Below are 20,464 nucleotides of genomic sequence, written 5' to 3'. Positions count from 1 at the left end.
CAATCACTAATGGGATTCCCTATGCATTTATTCAATTTATTAGAATGGTGGCGTACCTAGTACTTCTTCGTCAAAACTTTCCGGTATTAGTACTTTTCTCATGATAACTCCCAAATCTCCATCGTTACTCTCGTGCTCACCGTATATTTCATAACCACGTTTTTTATAAATATCTAGTAGCCAAGGGTGTAAACGTGCAGATGTACCAAGCGTCACTGCTGGTGCTTTAAGCGTGTCTCTTAAATAAGTCTCCTCAACATATTTTAACAATTTACTTCCAATACCTTTACCATCATATGACGGCTTCGTAGCGAACCACCAAACAAATGGATATATTGAGATACGACGTTTTCCTTCCCAAGGATAACGCACCGTAAGCGTTGAAATTATTTCATGATCATCTTCTAGTACAAACATCGTGCTTGTTTTAATATTCTTTTTAACTAATTCAACATTCGCATTAACTGATGGCCAATCTATACCTAATTCCCTTAACGGAGTAAAAGATTCATACATCAATTTTTGTAATGCCTCCGCGTCAGATTCCACAGCAACTCTTATATTATATTCAGACATTTTGTCACTCCTTCTCATTTATAGCTTATTCATTCATGGATAACTTCCCTAAAAAATCATAAACCATTTACAATCATATCAATACAATATGGCTTCTTAATTATTGAGTCAATTATTATGTTTTAAAAACTAAAAAAAGCACAATCACAAAAAAATTATGATCATGCTTGTTACTATTTTGAATACCATTAATTATGTAAGCTATTTCGTTTACCATTTAAATACGCATAAACTAGACCAACGAAAATACCTCCACCAATATAATTACCTATAAAGGCGAACACAATATTTTTTAATACGTGTAACCATGCGATTCCATCAAAATCATAAAACACCATACCTGCGTATAGCCCTGCATTAAATACAACGTGCTCATAACCCATAAATACAAAGACGATGACTCCACTAGCAATGAAAAATGCTTTAGTTAGACCATCTTTAAATTGAATTGATAAATAAATACCAATATTAATAAAGAAATTACAAAATATGGCTTTACCTAAAATGCCATACCATGTGGCATCTACCGTCTTACCATTCACAAGTTTCGTTAAGCTTGCAACCATGTCTGAAGTCATGATTGGCGTGAATTTCATTAAAGCAAATAAGAAAAATCCACCTATTATATTAAATAGAAAACATACCATCATAATACCCAACGCTTTATTCATACCGATAACTTTATAATACCAACCAACTGTTAAAAACATAAAGTTACTCGTTAATAATTCTGAATGTGACAGTACAATTAAAACTAAGGCTAAACTAAATGAAATAGCTCCCATTAAATTTATTAAACCTTCATTTGCACCTGCAAATTGTGTTTTTATAGCTAGCATAAATACAGTAACGATTGCTAGTAAGAATCCTGACATAATTGATTTAAGCGCATAACGACCAGGTGTCTTATCAAACAAAACTTCCTTCATTTGTACTTGATTATTAATATTATCAATCGTTTCTCTCGACATGTAAGTGTCCTTAATGGATTTATTATTATCTACCAAGAAATATGCCCCCTTTTTTATTTTAAAAAAATGATGATTTATCTATACCAATGATGTTATTATATTAGTTTCATTTGATATTTAATAGTCAAAAAATAAGTTTTTTAATTTTGAAATTTAATATATTGCGCATTAGCTTAAAATAACGTAAACTTTACTTGTACTAAAAACAAACACAAGTAAAACCTAAAGGAGGCCTATACTTGAATACACAATTCTCTGTTTCAATCCATATTCTCTCTCTGTTAGCTATAAAAAATGAACCTGTTTCAAGTCAATATATCGCTGACAGTATTAATAGTAACGCCACCTTAGTGAGAAAATTATGTCGTTATTTAAGAGACGGTAATTTTATACAGAGTAGCCAAGGTATTGCCGGTTACAGTTTATCTTGTTCATCCCATGATATTAAACTCGGTGATTTATATAAGCTTATTTTTGCTGACACAACCCATTTCGCCAAAATTCATGGTCACACTAACACAGATTGTCCTGTTGGGAAAAATATAACGCCTGCACTTGATGAAATATACAGTGATGTTGACGAAACGATTATAAATAAACTTAACGCCTATACAATTAAAAGTGTCATTGATCGCTTTTAAATAAATAACGCTTGATTAGCATGCTATATACTTAATTTTCATTAAGTATAAACAAGCTAATCAAGCGTTTATTTTTGTGAAGGAATATAGAAATGAGCGTTCTTATAATGGTATATCAGATGTGAACAATCAAATGGTATACCAGTAGTTGTATAAAATACTTGTTCATAATTTAAGCAAGGATCGCCCTCATCCAATTCTAATAATTCAGCTTCTTCTTCTTCCAATTTATCTACATTAAAATAAATATCAGAAAACCCAATCTTCACTTTTAAGTTTTGTTCTAAATATTTAAAAATAGAGTTTTCTGCTATAGATTCATTTAAAAATAGCACGATATCTTTATTAAAATACGACTGCTCGAAACAAAATATTTCACCATCTACATAAACAATACGCTCTAAAACATAGACTAATGTATCTTTCTCTAACTTTAATTTTTGTCGAACGCTTTCTGGTGAAATGACTTCCTCAACGCGCAATACCTTATTTGTTACATTTAGTCCTGTAAATTCATCACTAAAACCGCCAGTTGAAAAAAGATTAAGATATCCATCTCTTTTTTTATTACGCACATAGATACCACTACCGCGTGCTTGATAAATATTACCTTGCTTTTCTAATATTTCCAAAGCTTTAATAATCGTGCTTTTACTCACATTATATTTTATTTTTAATGCCTCAACACTTGGTAATTTATCCCCTGCTTGAAATTGACCACTTTCTATATATTCATTCATTTGTTGCGCAATTTGTTCATACTTGAGCATATACTTACCCCTTTTATATTAAAATTCACCCAATTATAACATGAATGCCAATTTAAACTATCGAACTTTTTATTTGTAAGGGTCTTTACAAATTGTACCGGTACAATTAGAATGTAAGAAACGATTACACAAATCGTGTTGATTAACTTATTAAAGGGGTTGGGAAATGTGGCAGACAAAAATAAAATACTCGCACAAAGTATATTAGAGGCAGTTGGAGGAGAAGAAAACCTTGTCAAAAGTACTCACTGTGCGACACGATTACGTTTAGTATTGAAGAGATCTATTCCAGATGCCAAAAAGAAAGTCTCAGAAATAGACGGAGTTGTAACTGTTGTAGAAAATAATGGGCAATTTCAAGTCGTTATTGGCAATAACGTTGGTGAAGTATATAAATCTTTTGAGATTTTAACTGGTAAACAACAATCTAATGATAATGATCAACCTGAAAATAAAGGTTCGATACTCAATCGTGTAATCGCAACAATGTCAGCAGTATTCGCACCATTTATTTATATTTTAGCTGCCGCTGGTATATTACAAGGGTTATTAATAATCATAAAACTTATAGTTCCAAATTTTGAAAATACCGGTACTTATGAAGTATTTAACTTCATATCTTGGGCACCTTTCACATTCTTACCAATATTCATCGCAATTACTGCTTCACGCCATTTTAATGTAAATACTTATATTGCAATTGCTTGTACTGCAGCATTGGTGAGTCCTGATTTAACTGGAATGGTAGAAAGAATACAAAGCGGAGAAACTATTAAATTGTTTGGTATGCCTCTTACAGAGACAAGTTATACTTCATCTGTTTTGCCACCATTGTTCTTAGTTTGGATATTATCCTATGTTGAAAAATACTTAAACAAATGGATACACGATGTAGTAAAACCTTTATTCACTCCATTTTTTAGTATTGTTATTATGGTTCCTGTTACGTTACTCGTTATTGGACCAATCACTACCCTCGGAGCACATGGTATTGCTGCTGGCTTTAATTTTCTAGTTGAAGTTGCACCATGGTTAGCAGGCGCACTTATTGGAGGTTTGTGGCAAATATTAGTAATCTTCGGTGTACATTGGGGAATCACTCCTATGGTTTTAGCAAATTTTGAACAACATCAAAGTGATTCTTTCCAAGCATTCCAAACAATTGCCGTAATTTCACAAATGGGAGCTGTTATCGGCGTATTAATAAAATCTAAAAGAACAGAAATTAAACGCGTCGCTTCTTCAGCTGCTGTTACTGGCATTTTTGGTATTACAGAACCTTCAATATATGGTATTAATTTACGCTTTAAAAAGCCCTTTATAATAGCATGTATTAGTGGTGCTCTAGGTGCATTTGTTGCAAGTTTCTTTAATCCTAAATATTATGCATATGCTGGCCTACCTGGTCCTATAACAATTATTAACGGATATAGTCCCGACAATCCTTCATCTATATGGGGCATTGTAATAGGATCAATAATTGCTATCATTTTACCTATTATATTAATTCAATTTTTAGGTTATGGTCATGATACGACAGAAGAAGTAGAAGACACAGAAATTAATTCAAGTACTGACCCTCAAACTAATTCAACAAATAATAATCTTGAAACACTTATTCATAGTCCATTAAATGGACAAGTCATTCCATTACCTGAAGTCGATGATCCTATTTTTGCTGAAGGTATGATGGGTCAAGGTATTGCTATAAAACCTCAGGATAATACAATTTATTCACCAATTGAAGGTACCGTAAGTATGATTGCTAACAGTAAACATGCAGTAGGAATTACTTCTCCTAATGGTGTAGAAATATTAATACATGTTGGTTTAGAAACTGTTCAGTTAAATGGAGAAGGATTTGAACTATTTGTTAATGAAAATGATGCAGTCAAGCAAGGTAAACCTTTAATAAGTTTCAATCAAAAATGGCTTGAATCAAATGGGTACGATACTGTAATTCCAATCATTGTCACTAATTCAGCTGAATTTAGTGAAGTAATTACTACAGATGCAGTACAAGTTTCGCAAAATGATGCATTACTAACAATTATAAATAAATAATAAGAATAAAGGAGTATATAATAATGACTAAATTACCAGAAGACTTTTTATGGGGTGGCGCTCTTGCTGCCAATCAATTTGAAGGTGGTTACGATAAAGACGGAAAAGGCTTAAGTGTTATTGATGTAATGACTAATGGAGAACATGGCAAGCCTCGTGAAATCACGCAAGATGTAGACCCAAATAAATATTATCCAAATCATGTAGGTATAGATTTTTATAATCGTTATAAAGAAGACATCGCATTATTTAATGAAATGGGATTAAATTGTTTACGTACGTCAATCGCTTGGTCTCGTATCTTTCCTAATGGAGATGAAACAGAACCTAATGAAGCAGGACTACAATTTTACGATAATATTTTTGATGAATTGTTAAAATATGGGATTGAGCCAGTGATTACTTTATCTCATTTTGAAATGCCTTTACATTTAGCACGCGAATATGGCGGTTTTAGAAATAGAAAAGTAGCAGATTTCTTTGCTCAATTTGCAGAAACTGTATTCAAGCGTTATAAGGATAAAGTTAAATATTGGATGACTTTTAATGAAATTAATAACCAAATGGATATAGATAATCCGATTTTCTTATGGACAAACTCAGGCGTCCTTATCGAAGAAGATGAAAACCCAGAAGAAGTACTGTATCAAGTCGCTCACAATGAATTAATCGCGAGTGCAAAAGCTGTAAAAATAGGTAGAGAAATTAACCCTGATTTTGAAATAGGATTAATGATTTCTCATGTAGCAATATATCCTTATTCTTGTAATCCAGAAGATATGATGGAATCCGTAAAAGCAAATCGTTTACGTTTCTTCTTCCCAGATGTCCAAGTTCGAGGCTACTACCCTAGCTATGCAAATAAAATGTTAGAACAAAAAAATTATGATATTGGTTGGCAAAAAGGAGATGACAAAATTTTATCAGAAGGTAATGTTGATTATATTGGTTTTAGCTACTATATGTCTACTGTTGTTAAACACGATGCAAAATCATATACTGGAGAAAATGTTACCAATGGTGGGTTAGCGAATTCTGTCGATAATCCTCATATTCAGCAAAGTGACTGGGGTTGGGCCATTGATCCTACAGGGCTACGTTATACTTTGAACATATTATATGATCGTTACCAAATACCACTTTTCATAGTTGAAAATGGCTTTGGTGCTGTAGATGAAATTGATGAAAACGGTGAAATTCATGATACGTATCGTATCGATTATTTAAAAGCACATATTAATGCAGCAATCACAGCAGTTGACGAAGATGGAGTGGATTTAATGGGCTATACACCATGGGGTATTATAGATATTATTTCTTTCACTACAGGAGAGATGAAAAAACGTTATGGTCTAATTTATGTCGATAGAGATAACCAAGGTAATGGCACTTTAGAACGTAGAAAGAAAGATTCTTTTGATTGGTATCGTAATGTTATTGAAACAAATGGTGAATCATTAAGTTAGTGATAAAGACAGTAATTTTCACTGATTCCTGTGGTAATAGTACTAATCATCGACTAATACTTTTGACTCTAACCTAAGTTAACTATTATGAAGAATATTGATTTACTTAAGTATACGCAAATAGAACTGACGACAAAGCCAAAGACTTTGTCGTCAGTATGAAGAGTAGTACAGAACTCTAATTAGAGCAATTAGAGTTCTGTACTACTCTCTTTTTATATAAAATATTAGTTTTTATACTTACTTAACACATGTAAACCATAAGCAAAGATGCCATATCCTGTTAATGTACGTATAAACCATTTAAATGTAGTATGACTCAAACTTTTTTCATTTAAAAATAACGCCGGTAGTAGCGTACTCACTGAATATAGTCCAAGTACTTTAACATAACGTTTATTCAATACACTCACCTCTTTTCATATACTATTATATCGAAAAGAGGCTTAGAATAAACAGGTGATTTTCAACATCTTATTGACTATTCTTATAATTTTGTTAAAAGTGTCTCTAAATTATCAAAAGTACTATTCATACCTTCTTCTACACCCATGTCCAACAATTGTTGTGCTGCTTTAGGATCTGGCAATTCTGCTATAGATTTAATCGTAGTTAAACCGTCACTCTTTTCTTCTATATGAATGATGTTATGCATACCTGCCATTTTTTCATCAATATTACCATCTTTGTCTGCAAAGTAATCATAGTAATCAATGAGTATAGGTTCCTTCACTTCATTATAATTAGTCACAGTATAGCTTGTACCTTGAGGCGCACGTATAGCAAAAAATGCATGTCCACCAGTCTGAACATTAAATTGAAATACCTCAGTCTTTGCACCTTGTGGATGAAACCATTGTTCAAATAAAGCACGGTCAGTATAAGCTTTAAATATATTTTGTGCAGTTGTGTTAAAATCTCTCGTAAAAATTATTTTATTTTCCTTAACTTGAAATGTCATTTACGATTCTCCTTCATTCATAATTACATATGATGTTATTTTTTTTACTTTAGCATTTTTGCTATGGCTTTCAAATTCAAAGAAGTCTGCAAAATAAACTGAATCTCCATTTTGAGCAATTTGAGTGCCATGAACTGCGCCTAATTTGCCATGTGAAATATTATGCGTTACTTCCAATGAAGCAATGTCGAATTTATGTTCGTTAATTTCATCATAAAACGCTTCAAAACCATGTAATTCAATAGCGCCAGGAACCTCCCATATAAAATCTTCTGTGACAGCTTCAAATAATTGTGCTTTATCTACTAATATTGAGCCTATTAAAAAATCTAACATTACTTTTCTTTTAGGTGCATTATCACAATTTAAATCTCCCGTTAATTTAAATGGTAAGTCTGACTCGGTTTCATTATTAAAATTCAAGTTGATATCTATTAACGATTCATGAAGAATTTCAATCGCTTTAGGTCCAATACCATGAATGCCTAATAGCGCTGTACGCTCATACTGTGATACTTTTTCCAAAGTTGTTACCCCTATATTATTAAGTGCTTGTGTTGCAGGTCTTCCAATTTTTGGCAATTCTGTTGACATGTTATCTCCCCCTATCTTAGTATCACTATACCCATTTCATCGTTTCATTATTTATCAATAAGCATTAATTATAACTCACTAACTTTTATCGTAAGATAGTTGACAAATCTTACAATTTAAACTACCTTATATTATAAGATAGTGAAAAGAGGGATGATATGTCAATTTCAAATCAAATGATGAAAGGATTATTAGATGGGGCCATATTGGGACTGATTTCTCAAGGTGAAACATATGGTTATGAAATTCTAGATAAATTAAAATCTCAACAATTCCCTGAAATTAGCGATGGCAGTATATATCCAGTATTATTACGACTAAATAAAAATGGTTATGTTACTACAATAACTAAAAAATCGGATACTGGCGGACCAAAACGTAAGTATTATTTATTAACTGAAGACGGAAAAAAAGAATTAGCAAATTTTAAAAGTAAGTGGAACTACTTAAATAATGGGATGAATAATTTAATGAGGAGTGTTGATGTTGTTGACTAAAAAAGCTGAAGATTTTTTACTTAAATTAAGAATCGAATTATTATTTCGTGGCAAGAACGAAGATGAAGTTAATGCGATTGAAGAAGAATTACGTGATCATATTACAATCGCTGAAGAAAACAATGATAATATTGATAATTTACTAAACACACCTATTAAAGATTATGCTGATAACTTTTCTAAAGAATTGAGTTTAACTAAAGGTATTCATAAATACATACTTTACATTATTTCATTTATGATTGTAATGACAACTGTTCCAAGAATGCTGGATAATTCATTCCAGTTAAGCTTATCTTTAATACTCTATATTTTGTTCATCTTTATTGGTTCTTTTGTATTGGTATTGTTTGTAGTAAAAAAAGTAATTATGAGATGGGGCGATAGTAAGAAAACATATGTTGCTGCTTTCGTTATTGCACCTGTTATTTTCGGAATTTACTTACTGTGTGAATTCGTGTTACGTAACCATCCATTATTTGTTTTTTGGTCACCCGATCAAACTACTAACTTTACAATGGGACTAATACTTTTATTAATTACAATGATTACTTGTTTTGTATTAAAACAAAAATATTTTGCTTTTTTAATATTAGTCTTATGTCTCCCAGACCTTATTGGAAGAATATTTACTGGTGGAGATCATACAAACTATAATTTCGTACTGATTACTAGTATCGGTACTATAATTATTCTCTGGAGTGTTAGTATTTATATATTCTTTAAATATTGGCGTGAGAGAAAAGAAAAAAGTCATTAATCTATATAAAAATAGCTACTAGATACCTATATTAGGTTATCTAGTAGCTATTTCTTTTAATAAGCGTTAAATTTTAGACGTTTATGTTTCTTAGTCTTCTAAAGCAAATTCTATACTAGCTTGGAATTTCACATCTTTACCAACCATTACGCCGCCTGTTTCCAGTTTTTGGTTAAATGACATGCCGTATTTTTCGCGATTGATTGTACCATTTACAATAAATCCTGCAGTTGTTGCACCATTTAATGGATTTTTACTTGAACCTTCATAAGAAGCATCAAAAGTTTCTTCTTGAGTTACATCTTTAATTGTTAAATTACCCGTTACTGATTTTTCATCTACTGAAGTAATTTCAAATTTTACATCTGGATAATTTTCAGAATCAAAGAAATCTCCACTACGTAAATGACCATCACGGTCTGCTACGTTTGTATCAATTGAGTCAGCTTTAATTACAGCTGTACCTTTAAGTGATTTTAAATCATTAATGTCGCCTTCTAAGTTTACATCGAAATCTTTAAATTTACCTTTAACGTTTGAAATCATTAAGTGCTTCACTGAAAATTCTACTACTGAATGTGCTGGATCAAAATTAAATGTTGTCATAAAAAACATACCTCCAAAGTATTATTAGTTTATTTGATACATTTAGTATACCAGATATATTTATTATATCAAGTGAAAAGTTTGCACTTTTCATCTACTTTTAATTTCATTCCCTTAATTCACTTTTTTATTCAATTTAAATTTAAAAAGTAATTTAACTTACAGTAAATTTCAATATTAATGCGCTAGCATCTCTGCTTTGATTTCTTTACTACTTAACGCTTTAGGATAATATGTCGGCCAATTATCTAATTCTTTCATCACTTTTTCTTTATCATTACCTATAAATATATGATAGTGATGTGCTTTCTTAGGTGCAATATTATGGTCACTAAATTGGACGTACTTAGGTAAATCTTTATCTTCATTACCCTCTAATTTAAATGTATATCTTACACCTCTGTTGCCTTTTTCATATTTCAAAATATCTTTGCCATCATACTTATATTTACCTGACGCTTTTTTGCCGTTCTTCTCAAACGTAATTGAGTCACTTGTGATATTGATATTATCTATATCTGTTTTATAACCCTTTTCGTAATACGCTTTATATTCTTTTGCTGTCATTGAATCATCTTCTTCAGCTTTATGCTTCATCACATCATCTAATGATCCATCTTTCAAATATGGATATACTGATTGCCAATCACCTTTATAATCCGCTAATGGTCTATCTTTAACTTGGTTATCTTTAAAGTAACCCTCTGAAATTGCTTTTTCATGTTTGCCTTGCTGTTTATCATCATTTACTTTGATATCGTTACTTAAAGCTTTATCAATGTTTTTTATATTTTTATTCATAAGGGATTGATAGGTTAAATCCTCATCCTGTTGTTGTTCTTTATTAAGAGATTCCATATTATAAAATTTTAATGGCTTAGCCTTTGTTTCTTTACGAATTGTATCTGTAACTTTATTTGAAACATTATCTTCATATAAAATATATTTTGCTCCTGAATCATTAATTTCATTAACTATTTCTGTTAAAGCTTTTTGAGATGGGTCTTCTGCATTCATGTTTTGAACACCTTTTTGTACAAAACCATATCTTTCAGATAAATAACCCATTGATTCGTGAGAAATAAACACAGCATTACCTTGTTTATCTTTTGTAACATCTTTCATTTTGTCATCTATTTTTTTCAGTTCTTTATCTAGTTTTTTATAATTTTCTTCATAATCTTTTTTGTGTTTTGGATCTTTTTTAATTAATTCATCTTTGATTTCTTTAGCAAAAGTTTGATTGAATTTAGGATCTAACCAAACATGCGGATCATATCCTCCATGATGATGTCTCTCGTGCTCATGCCCCTCTTCTTCTTCGTGACTATGTTGATCTGTAAGTAGTTGGGATTTGTCTAATTTATCTTCTAGCGATAATTTTTTATCTTCATCTTTTATCGTTGATGCCACTTTTTTAGCAACAGGGTCTAGGTTGTCCCCTGTGTATAAGAACAAATCTGATTTACTCGCATTAATTATGTCTTTTTGAGTTGGTTCATAGCTATGTAAGTCTGTGCCTGCTGGATAAATTGATTCTACTGAAACATGTTCTCCTCCAATTTCTTTAGCAAATGATTTTAGCGGAAAAACTGTTGTATTAATTTTTATTTTATTTTTGTCACCTTCACTTCCTTTTTCATTCGTATCAGCTTTGCCACATCCTGCTACGACAATTGCAAATGTAATGACCAAAGATATTATGTATAGTGTTTTTTTCATTCTACATCCTCCTATAAATAGTAATGCTTACGATTTAAAATTATAAACTCCCTTCGACCAAAACGCAATACTAAATAATAATGATTACGATTTATTTTCATGTAAAAGAAAAGCCTAAAGTACATTGTTATTACAATTTTTTGTACTTTAGACCTATTAGTTACTCGTTTTTCTCTATTAATTTTTTATAATTGTCGTAATCATACGGATCTTCCACTTTTTCTCCACCTATATAAACTGTAGGTGCGGTATCAATATTTTTATCTTCAGCTTGTTCTTTATCTTTCTGAGCTGCTTTCCATGATTTACTATCTTCAGTTTTATAATCTTTTTTAATTTTTTCTTTTTGTTTACTGTCGATACTTAATTTATCAATTTGTTTATCAACCAGTGACTCAGTTATCCATTCTTTTTCAGCATCGCCTTGTTGTTCAAACATTAATTTTTGAAAATCTAAATATTGCTTCGGTGCAATTTGCTGTACTGCATGACCAGCTCTCGATCCAATAATCGAATCATCACCAAGAAAAGCCATATTCACAAATTCATAATCCACTTTATCTTTATCTATATAATCTTTTTTAAGTTTAGGTATAATATTACTTTCTACTTTTTTACAATAGGAGCATTTAAAATCACCATATTCTATAATTTTAATTTTCCCATTGGCATTTTGCTTGTCATCTTTATGTGCATCCTCATCACTTGAGCAAGCAGTTATTAATAACATAGTAGCTATCAAACCTAAACATAGCCATAATTTTTTCATATGCTTTCAAAAACACCTCAATTTTAGATATCGCTAAATAAAATTATTCTTTAATATCCATATTTTCTTCTTTATAATCAGGTTCATGTTTGTGTGTATATGCTTTCGAATTAAAATCTTTTAAATGTTTTGCTTTATCGTCTTCAAATTTATAAGTATAATAATGTACTTCTTCGTCTTCTTTAAAAGGCTTATAAGCAAGCATGACATATTTACCCTTTTCATAAACGTATATATTCGCATTCTTTTTGTCGAATTTTTCTTCAAGATCACCTTTTTGTTTTTCAGATAAGTTCTCTTGATATGTTTGTTGTTTATTTACTGCTTTATCTATTTTATCGGCATACTTCCCACTAATACAGCCTGCTACAATAATCGTCGATATAGCGATCATGATCAATAACTTTTTCATTATTTGGCACACTCCTAAATCCAGTTTAACTATTCATGAATCACCTTTAAAATATACTTCTTCCATAAATATTATCATACAATGAACAACTTAAATGTTCTAGAGTGATTTTAAATTCATTCTTTTTAAATATTTTATTTTTACGAATAAAAATTCGGCTCGACAATTTATGTCAGGCCGAATTTATTGTTAATCTGCTAAGTGCATTTTAATTGCTAATGCACCATAATTTAATTCGTCAGTTTGCGAATATATTTGATATATGGCTGCTAATTTTTGAGAAAGCTGTTCTTCCTCTTTAGCACCGATTTCTTTATTTGTATAATGATTAATCAATGCTTGAAATGAAGGGAAACCCACCGTTTCTGTGACGACTACATTGACTTGTTCATCCGTCTCGAGATTTGTAAAAATAATAGTATCTCCATTTTGTACTTCTTGTCTTTTTTCATCATTTAATCTTACTTCGATTGTTTTTGTCCCATTTTTAACTAGATGAAATGGCTCATTATTTAATTTCATCGAATGTTCTATGATACATACACTCCATTCTTGTATTTATGTGGTTATTTATGTTTAAAAATATCACAATTGCAAATGTAATTACAGTGTTGTCTATAGTGCTTCGTAACATTAATCTATTATAATTCTTTTTGTTCTGCTCGTATCTTGCGTTGACTTTTCAGCATAAACACACTGAGTAAACTGATAATAGAAATAATAACTGCAAACCAAAATGCGCCATGATACCCACTTAATAAAGCTTCATGTTGTATTTGAGCTGCCATCTCTTGTTTTCCAATACCTTTATAATTACTCATATCAGGTGTGAAGTTTTTAGAAACTTGGGTCATCACTGTAATTAAGCCAGCTGTACCAATAGAAGCTGAAATTTGTTGCACTGTATTCGTCATTGATGAACCATGTGCATTCATCTCACGTGATAACTGGTTCATTGTATGTGTCATTAATGGCATCAATCCTAATGCAATACCTATCATGCGAATTGCATATACCGTTGCAAGAATTGCTGGTGAAGTCTGTTCGTCCATTATTACAAAATAAGAAGTCGTTATTACAACAATGGACATGCCAATTAATGCTAATATTTTAGCACCATACTTCTCATATAAAAATCCTGAAGCTACTGACATTATACCCATTACAATTGCACCAGGTAATAATATAAGCCCAGATTGAAGCGCTGAGTCTTTCATTATATTTTGCACGAACATTGGTAATATTGTTTCGGATCCAATCATTGATATCATTGTAAATGCCATAATTATAATACCTACAGCAAATTGACTGTTTTTGAATACTGAAAAATCTAGTAATGGCGTTTTTAATTTTGTTTGGCGGATAATGAAAGCTGTTACTAAGATAAGTCCGCCTATTACAGTTGTTAAAACTACTGGATCATTCCAACCATCACGTGAAATCGAACTTGTACCATAGAGTAAACCACCAAATCCTAGTATGGATAATATGATGGATAATACGTCAACTGGTACTTTTCTATTCGTACCCACGTTTTTCACAAACTTAAGTGCTCCGATGAATGTTAATGCTGCGATTGGTGCAACAACAAAGAAAAGTGAACGCCAATCAAAGTATTCAACAAGTACACCTGATAACGTTGGCCCTATGGCTGGTGCTAAACCAATTACTAAACCAAATGTCCCCATATACTTACCACGCTCATGAGGTTCAAAGATGTCTAATATTGTAGTCATCATCAGCGGTAACATAATTCCAGATCCTAATGCTTGAACAATTCTTCCCCCTAATAAAATTGAAAAATTAGAGCTAAATCCTGCAATTATAGTACCTATAAAAAATATTAATATTGCTGTTAAAAATACTTTCCTAGTTGAAAATCGTTGAATCACCATCGCTGATAATGGGACAACTACGCCATTAGTCAATAGAAAGGCTGTTGTGAGCCATTGCACTTGTGTGTAATCTATTTGAAAATCTTTCATTATACTTGGTAATGCTGTTGTTAATAACGTTTCATTTAAAAGTCCAAAGAAACCGCCAAGCAACATCATTAATATCATTAATATTTTGGCTTTTTGATTCATATTCTGTCTCCTGTTTTCCTATTAGTCTATCAACCATAAAATAGCTGCATTTATGCATTATACATATATTTCAACGACATCACATTAAATAAACTTAAAAACATTGCAAATCGTCGTAATTATTTTTTTATGCACAACCCCTATCTTTAAATCGTAATAATTACTATTTACAAAATATTTATGATACTTCATAATACACATAGATAAAGGAGGTCATATTTTATGAAATTAGATGTACAAACAGCACGTCGTAACTTAAATAGTCCTAATATAAAGACACGAAAACGTGCGCGCAAGATTATTCAGCAACACAAACGTAATAAATAATATTTCTACTTAAATACGTTAATTTTAAATTATAGTGACAGCTTAAATTCCCTCCAGAATGGTGTTTGTCAATTTCTATTAAATTATGCGGATTTTCTACATAAATTAATTCTCATATAACTGTGTGATAATGATGCATAAGAAGACGGACAGAAATCTAATTTTTCTAACAAAATTTCGTCGTCTCACCCCAGCACTGCCAACTAGAAAAATCGAGACTGAGACATGTGATATGTCTCAGTCTCTTACTTTTCATCAAGACAATAATATACTTAAAAATATTATAATTAAAGTATATTATTGCCTTTACTTTTTTCGGTAAAATAGTGTTGTACACCAATAATTTTATTTGAAAGGAGAATTTTATGCAACTTTTAACTATAGAAAATATTAACAAACGGATTAAGAAGCAAAAAATTTTAAAAGACATTTCATTCACTCTTAAGCAGGGCGAGGTCGTAGGTTTAGTCGGTGCTAATGGAGCTGGGAAAACAACGTTAATGAAAGTGATTTTAGGACTTTCTAATTATCAATCCGGTTCACTTAAATTACATGGGCCTATGAATAATAACCACATTGGCGCTTTAATTGAAAGCCCTGGAGTGTATCCTTTCCTTACCGGTTACGAAAACATGAATTTAATTAATGAAGATAAAGAAAAAGAAAACATGGAACAAATTATAAAAAATTTAGAAATGTCTCAATTCATACATAAAAAAGCTAAAGCATATTCTTTAGGAATGAAACAGAAATTAGGTATTGCACTTTCCCTTCTAAATCAACCTCAACTCGTTATCCTAGATGAGCCTATGAACGGATTAGATCCAAAAGCAGTGAGAAATGTAAGGGAAACTATTTTAAGTCTCAAAGCACAAGGTGTTTCGTTTCTTATATCAAGTCATATGTTAGGTGAACTCGTTAAAGTGACTGACTCGATTTTAATTATTGATAATGGTGCTATCGTTAAAGAAACGACAATGGAAGAACTCAATAATTCGAATGAAAGTGATTTGGAAAATGTATTGCTTAATATTATCGATCATAAGGAGGAGAAAAAATAATGGGAACATTGATAAAACAAGAATTATATAAAATTTTTAAAAAGAAATCATCAATTATTATACCAATCATTATTTTTATCATCATGATTGGTTTAGCTATTTTAAGCAAAAACTATTCGAATGTAATTGAGTCAAAGTTGCTACTTGAACAAGGTTATAGTGGCTTTTCTTGGATTATCTTTTTGATGATAATTCAAGCAAGTACAATTATTACTATGGAATTCCATTACGGTACAATTAAAAATTTACTTTATAGAAATTACACAAGAACAAGTATTATTTTAAGTAAATTTATTGCCTTGTTTATCTACTCTCTAATTGTATTTGTACTTTGTATTCTAATTAGTTTGCTACTTAACCTTACATTTTTCTCTGACATCGATATTTTAAAACACTCAGGAGAACAATTATCTCCATTACAAAGTTTATTATTAACATCATTAGCAACTTATGTAGGTATGTGGCTCATTTTAAGTTTAACGTTGTTACTTTCTTGTATACTTAAAAGTCCAGGCGTCTCAATCGCTGTCGGTATAGTTTTCTATTTTGCTACTTCGATACTCGCTGGCATTTTATTTATGGCAATTGAGCAATGGGAATGGCTTAAATGGAGTCCTATTAATATGTTAAATCTAAGTGTCCAAATTCTCGATAATGATATATACAAAAAAATGACAAAATTAGAATTACACGAATTACTTATTGGTAATATTGCATATATTGTAGTTTTCTTAGCATTAGTAGTTTTAGTCTTTAGAAAAAAGAACGTTTAATTTTTACTCCTAAGATAAGTTATTAAAACCAGACTCTCATGATGTGTTCTAGGTAAGCAAGCACGAAATTATAATATATAACAGCCCTGAATTTTATAAATTCAGGGCTGTTATATATTATATCTAGTTTATTACTTAGCTTTCATCATAAATAATATTTATCCGTCACTTTTAAATCATCTGTTAATTCATAAATAAGAGGTGCGCCTGTTTTTATTTCATAATTAACAATAGCTTCGTCAGATATATCCTCTAAATATTTAATTAGTGCTCGTAATGAATTACCATGAGCAGAAACTAATACTGTCTTATCATCTAATAACTGTTGAGAAATTTGATCATTCCAATATGGTATCACTCTAACCAAGGTATCTTTTAAGCTTTCAGATTCTGGCATAACTCTTCTATCTAAAAGTTCATATTTTCTATCATTTAAATAACTATTTCGTTGTTCTTCATTTTGCTTTGGTGGTGGTGTATCATATGATCGTCTCCAAATATGAACTTGGTCTTCACCAAATTCTTCACGAGCATCATTTTTATTTAAACCTTGCAATCCGCCATAATGACGTTCATTTAATCTCCAAGATTTTATAATTGGTATAAATAACTGATCAGATTCATTTAACAAATGATATGTCGTTTTAATAGCTCTTTTTAACAGAGACGTGTAAACAATATCAATTTCTATACCTTGGTCTTTTATTTTTTTACCAGAGGTAATTGCTTCATTTCTACCCTGTTCAGATAAGTTTACATCTGCCCATCCTGTAAATAAGTTTTTAGCATTCCATATGCTTTGCCCATGTCTACATAAAATTAGTTTTGGCATAATATTTCCTTCTTTCCATTAAGTAAAATATGGTTTTATACGATATTTACAGGAATGTTACAGCAATAATACTTATTGTTTATAGTTGCAAAGCTGACCACTCACCTATTCCTGCACTTATTATCGCATTTCTATATTAAAATTATAACAATTTACACTTTATTTTGAAATGATTGTATTCATTTATTCATAAAAGATACTTTCTTTTTATTTTTCTGTAACCTACTCACCATTTTTTGATGTTACAGTTATAAACGTTGAAATAAGAAAACAGCAAATAACTATTATTTATTAAATTTTTAAATACTTAAATGTAAAAACATAACCTGTGATATTTCATATTGTATACAGGTAAATCTATTAGGAGGATTTTAAAAAATGAAAAAATTATTATTAGCATCTTTCGCATCGATTACTATTGCAGCAACTGGTTTAGGAGTGAGTTCAAGTGTATCAACAGCAGACGCAGCTGAGACATCAACACAACAAACTAACAATGACGTATACAGTGAATTTATAGAAGCAGGCGGCACTAAAGCGCTATGGGATAATATTGTAATGCCTGAATCAAGCGGTGACCCTGAAGCAGTAAACGAATTGGGCTATAAAGGTTTAGGACAAACTAAAGAAGCTTGGGGCACTGGCACAGTTGAAGAACAAACTAAAGGTATGATTAACTACGCTGAGGAGCGTTACGGTTCAATAGAAGCAGCTATCGATTTCCGTCTAGCTAATGGCTGGTGGTAATTAATGCCACCTATTCAAGCACTACGTGTAAGAATAGATTGTTTTAACACATAAAAAGAGACCTGAAATTACTTTCAGGTCTCTTTTTATGTTATTAACTCAATTATTTATCAAATAACTATATTTTCCAGCGTAAAGGCTCGGACCGTATCTTAGGCAAGTAATTATAGAATTTACATATGTTAAAAAGTCGGAACAAAAAAACTGCCAACAATTGTCGACAGTCAGAAATTAATTACAAATATATTTAGTTTGAATATTATTTATTTTTAATTATTGTATAGATGCTGGTTCGGGATGTACATAAACTGAAGAAATACCTTTTTCATGCATATGTTGTTCTACTTTGTCACAGATATTGTGCGCATCTTCTAAAGATAAATCCGATTCTACGACAATAGTTACATCTACAAAAATACTACTGCCATGGTATCGTCCTTTAATATTTTGCACATCAATCACATCTTCTATTTCTAAAACATAATTTTTGTAAGCTTCTAATTCTTGTTCATTAAACCCATCACTTAAAGTAAAAATTGATTCTTTAAATATTCTAAAACCAGTGTAGATAATAAGTAAACCTAAAATCGTTGCTAATACTGTATCAAGAATTGGCAAACCAAATTGTGTAAAAATTAAACCTACAGCTGTTCCAATACTAACTAACGCATCTGATAAATTATCCTTTGCCGCTGAATTTAGCGAACTACTATTCGTTCGTCTAGCTAACTTTTGATTAATATAAAATACTATCAACATAATAATGCCACTTATAACACTGACATATATCGTAATTACATTAGGTGCATGGTGATCTTTAGAAAAAATTTCAGGAACACTTTCTATAACAACTTGTATACCTACAAACATGATAATAAACGAAACGAGTAACGTTGAAATATTCTCTGATTTTAAGTGTCCATAAGGATGGTTTTTATCCGCAGGCTTAATAGAAATTTTCAGTCCTATAATAACCGCTAACGAAACTACAATATCAGTCATATTGTTTAAACTATCTGCTCTAACTGCTGCTGAATCGTACATAGAGCCAATAATAAATTTGGCAATTGAAAGAACGATATATACAATTAAACTTAAATAAGCGCCTTTTTGCGCTGTTTTCAAATTTTCACTTTGTGTCATATCTGTTGTCCACCTTAATTAATATAGAACATTTATTATGACCTATCCCAAGCATATTTACAACAATTTTTATTCAAAAATTATTTAATATAAAAAATCTAATTATTTTTTTAGCCTTTCCTAAATAAAGTTGTTAAATTGTACAAAAACAAAAGCCATCACTATTCTAACTTTACTTTTAAGTCTTAAAAAAATCAGTCTTTCAGTATATATTTTGATAAAACAAAAGTAATAGGTATCGTTATAATTAATCCTGCAAACGGGGCTATTACTGAAGAAATATGAAACCACTGTACGAATATATACAATAGCAATGTCTGCATACCCATATTTACAACTTGTGTTAACGGAAATTGAATAAATTTACGCCATGTGGGTTTTACTTTATATACAAAATGGCAGTTTAAATAATATGAAATTATAAAACTAACCATAAACCCGCTTACATGACTGACTAGGTAATTTAAATCTATTAATTTTAATAAGATAAGGTAAACGATGTAGTAATTTAATGTATTAATGCCACCAACAATGATGAACTTTATAATTTCATAGTGGGTTTTATTTAAATTCATCTGCTTACTCCTTTGATTCATATTTATAATTATTTCGCACGTTCTGTTTGTTTTTTAGTATGTAAATTATCATTGCATTTCTAAATTCATATGGGATAATTATTTAGTTA

Annotated in this window: 24 protein-coding genes; 9 read left to right on the top strand and 15 right to left on the bottom strand. The window is 30.7% G+C overall.

Annotated elements, in window-relative coordinates; all coding sequences use genetic code 11:
• Positions 1 to 39: 39 nt before the first annotated feature.
• Positions 40 to 576: a GNAT family N-acetyltransferase gene (locus NSR03_RS00905; RefSeq protein ID WP_002506798.1), complete on the bottom strand. Its 537-nt coding sequence runs from the start codon at positions 574 to 576 to the stop codon at positions 40 to 42.
• Positions 577 to 764: 188 nt separating this feature from the next.
• Positions 765 to 1,583, bottom strand: a complete 819-nt coding sequence (locus NSR03_RS00900; RefSeq protein ID WP_002506797.1) for a formate/nitrite transporter family protein — start codon at positions 1,581 to 1,583, stop codon at positions 765 to 767.
• Between the two features lie 203 nt (positions 1,584 to 1,786).
• Between NSR03_RS00900 and NSR03_RS00895 the strand changes: the two genes are divergently transcribed.
• Positions 1,787 to 2,188 (top strand): Rrf2 family transcriptional regulator, encoded by a 402-nt coding sequence (locus tag NSR03_RS00895; RefSeq protein WP_021338519.1) that lies wholly within the window; start codon positions 1,787 to 1,789, stop codon positions 2,186 to 2,188.
• A 68-nt stretch (positions 2,189 to 2,256) separates the two neighbouring features.
• On the opposite strand, the gene NSR03_RS00890 is transcribed toward NSR03_RS00895, so the two are convergent.
• On the bottom strand, positions 2,257 to 2,958 hold the full coding sequence (locus NSR03_RS00890; RefSeq protein WP_069813324.1) for a GntR family transcriptional regulator: 702 nt from the start codon (positions 2,956 to 2,958) through the stop codon (positions 2,257 to 2,259).
• 168 nt (positions 2,959 to 3,126) lie between these two features.
• On the opposite strand from NSR03_RS00890, the gene NSR03_RS00885 reads away from it, so the two are divergent.
• Entirely contained in the window at positions 3,127 to 5,022 is a 1,896-nt protein-coding gene (locus NSR03_RS00885) for a beta-glucoside-specific PTS transporter subunit IIABC (protein WP_069820743.1), read from the top strand.
• A 23-nt stretch (positions 5,023 to 5,045) separates the two neighbouring features.
• The gene (locus NSR03_RS00880) at positions 5,046 to 6,488 is read left to right on the top strand and encodes a 6-phospho-beta-glucosidase (RefSeq protein WP_069813328.1); all 1,443 of its coding nucleotides are present in this window, start codon (positions 5,046 to 5,048) and stop codon (positions 6,486 to 6,488) included.
• 227 nt (positions 6,489 to 6,715) lie between these two features.
• Here the strand turns inward: NSR03_RS00880 and NSR03_RS00875 are convergent, their stop codons facing one another.
• The 3 genes from NSR03_RS00875 to NSR03_RS00865 form a co-directional block, all read right to left on the bottom strand.
• Entirely contained in the window at positions 6,716 to 6,901 is a 186-nt protein-coding gene (locus NSR03_RS00875) for a hypothetical protein (protein WP_390895388.1), read from the bottom strand.
• 74 nt (positions 6,902 to 6,975) lie between these two features.
• A complete protein-coding gene (locus NSR03_RS00870; protein WP_069813330.1) occupies positions 6,976 to 7,449 on the bottom strand; it encodes an SRPBCC family protein in 474 nt (157 codons plus the stop codon).
• Complete coding sequence (locus tag NSR03_RS00865) at positions 7,450 to 8,043, bottom strand: DNA-binding protein (protein WP_069813332.1); 594 nt, start codon at positions 8,041 to 8,043, stop codon at positions 7,450 to 7,452.
• A 158-nt stretch (positions 8,044 to 8,201) separates the two neighbouring features.
• On the opposite strand from NSR03_RS00865, the gene NSR03_RS00860 reads away from it, so the two are divergent.
• Together NSR03_RS00860 and NSR03_RS00855 are read left to right on the top strand one after the other, a co-directional pair.
• Positions 8,202 to 8,540, top strand: coding sequence for a PadR family transcriptional regulator (locus NSR03_RS00860; protein WP_002506789.1), 339 nt, complete (start codon positions 8,202 to 8,204; stop codon positions 8,538 to 8,540).
• Positions 8,527 to 9,300, top strand: a complete 774-nt coding sequence (locus NSR03_RS00855; protein WP_081329716.1) for a hypothetical protein — start codon at positions 8,527 to 8,529, stop codon at positions 9,298 to 9,300. The genes NSR03_RS00860 and NSR03_RS00855 overlap by 14 nt, the downstream gene beginning before the upstream one ends.
• A 90-nt stretch (positions 9,301 to 9,390) precedes the next feature.
• On the opposite strand, the gene NSR03_RS00850 is transcribed toward NSR03_RS00855, so the two are convergent.
• From NSR03_RS00850 to NSR03_RS00825, 6 genes are all read right to left on the bottom strand, one after another.
• Positions 9,391 to 9,906: a YceI family protein gene (locus tag NSR03_RS00850; RefSeq protein ID WP_069813335.1), complete on the bottom strand. Its 516-nt coding sequence runs from the start codon at positions 9,904 to 9,906 to the stop codon at positions 9,391 to 9,393.
• Between the two features lie 177 nt (positions 9,907 to 10,083).
• Positions 10,084 to 11,628, bottom strand: a complete 1,545-nt coding sequence (gene adcA, locus NSR03_RS00845) for a zinc ABC transporter substrate-binding lipoprotein AdcA (protein ID WP_069813337.1) — start codon at positions 11,626 to 11,628, stop codon at positions 10,084 to 10,086.
• 160 nt (positions 11,629 to 11,788) lie between these two features.
• The gene (locus tag NSR03_RS00840) at positions 11,789 to 12,397 is read right to left on the bottom strand and encodes a DsbA family protein (protein ID WP_069813339.1); all 609 of its coding nucleotides are present in this window, start codon (positions 12,395 to 12,397) and stop codon (positions 11,789 to 11,791) included.
• Positions 12,398 to 12,440: 43 nt separating this feature from the next.
• Positions 12,441 to 12,809, bottom strand: a complete 369-nt coding sequence (locus NSR03_RS00835; protein WP_069813341.1) for a cystatin-like fold lipoprotein — start codon at positions 12,807 to 12,809, stop codon at positions 12,441 to 12,443.
• Between the two features lie 189 nt (positions 12,810 to 12,998).
• Positions 12,999 to 13,331 carry an ASCH domain-containing protein gene (locus tag NSR03_RS00830; protein WP_081329715.1) on the bottom strand — a complete coding sequence of 111 codons (333 nt, stop codon included), beginning with the start codon at positions 13,329 to 13,331 and terminating at the stop codon, positions 12,999 to 13,001.
• 119 nt (positions 13,332 to 13,450) lie between these two features.
• Positions 13,451 to 14,896 (bottom strand): MDR family MFS transporter, encoded by a 1,446-nt coding sequence (locus NSR03_RS00825; RefSeq protein WP_069813343.1) that lies wholly within the window; start codon positions 14,894 to 14,896, stop codon positions 13,451 to 13,453.
• Positions 14,897 to 15,118: 222 nt separating this feature from the next.
• Between NSR03_RS00825 and NSR03_RS00820 the strand changes: the two genes are divergently transcribed.
• The 3 genes from NSR03_RS00820 (at position 15,119) to NSR03_RS00810 (ending at position 17,057) form a co-directional block, all read left to right on the top strand.
• A complete protein-coding gene (locus tag NSR03_RS00820) occupies positions 15,119 to 15,223 on the top strand; it encodes a putative metal homeostasis protein (RefSeq protein WP_002511503.1) in 105 nt (34 codons plus the stop codon).
• A 365-nt stretch (positions 15,224 to 15,588) separates the two neighbouring features.
• The gene (locus NSR03_RS00815; RefSeq protein ID WP_069813345.1) at positions 15,589 to 16,284 is read left to right on the top strand and encodes an ABC transporter ATP-binding protein; all 696 of its coding nucleotides are present in this window, start codon (positions 15,589 to 15,591) and stop codon (positions 16,282 to 16,284) included.
• Positions 16,284 to 17,057, top strand: coding sequence for an ABC transporter permease (locus tag NSR03_RS00810; RefSeq protein WP_031265849.1), 774 nt, complete (start codon positions 16,284 to 16,286; stop codon positions 17,055 to 17,057). The genes NSR03_RS00815 and NSR03_RS00810 overlap by 1 nt, the downstream gene beginning before the upstream one ends.
• A 145-nt stretch (positions 17,058 to 17,202) precedes the next feature.
• Here the strand turns inward: NSR03_RS00810 and NSR03_RS00805 are convergent, their stop codons facing one another.
• Positions 17,203 to 17,889, bottom strand: coding sequence for a 2,3-diphosphoglycerate-dependent phosphoglycerate mutase (locus NSR03_RS00805; protein ID WP_069813347.1), 687 nt, complete (start codon positions 17,887 to 17,889; stop codon positions 17,203 to 17,205).
• A gap of 378 nt (positions 17,890 to 18,267) precedes the next feature.
• Between NSR03_RS00805 and NSR03_RS00800 the strand changes: the two genes are divergently transcribed.
• Entirely contained in the window at positions 18,268 to 18,636 is a 369-nt protein-coding gene (locus NSR03_RS00800; protein ID WP_002506777.1) for a hypothetical protein, read from the top strand.
• Between the two features lie 273 nt (positions 18,637 to 18,909).
• Here NSR03_RS00800 and NSR03_RS00795 read toward each other — a convergent pair whose 3' ends face one another.
• Together NSR03_RS00795 and NSR03_RS00790 are read right to left on the bottom strand one after the other, a co-directional pair.
• A complete protein-coding gene (locus NSR03_RS00795; RefSeq protein ID WP_021338527.1) occupies positions 18,910 to 19,779 on the bottom strand; it encodes a cation diffusion facilitator family transporter in 870 nt (289 codons plus the stop codon).
• Between the two features lie 194 nt (positions 19,780 to 19,973).
• Positions 19,974 to 20,354: a GtrA family protein gene (locus tag NSR03_RS00790; RefSeq protein ID WP_002506775.1), complete on the bottom strand. Its 381-nt coding sequence runs from the start codon at positions 20,352 to 20,354 to the stop codon at positions 19,974 to 19,976.
• Positions 20,355 to 20,464: the final 110 nt, after the last annotated feature.

This window comes from Staphylococcus sp. FSL W8-1207 (genome assembly GCF_038003745.1).
Classification (GTDB): domain Bacteria; phylum Bacillota; class Bacilli; order Staphylococcales; family Staphylococcaceae; genus Staphylococcus; species Staphylococcus equorum.
The sequence above is the reverse complement of the archived record's forward strand: the minus strand, read 5'-3'. Positions and strand labels throughout refer to the sequence as shown.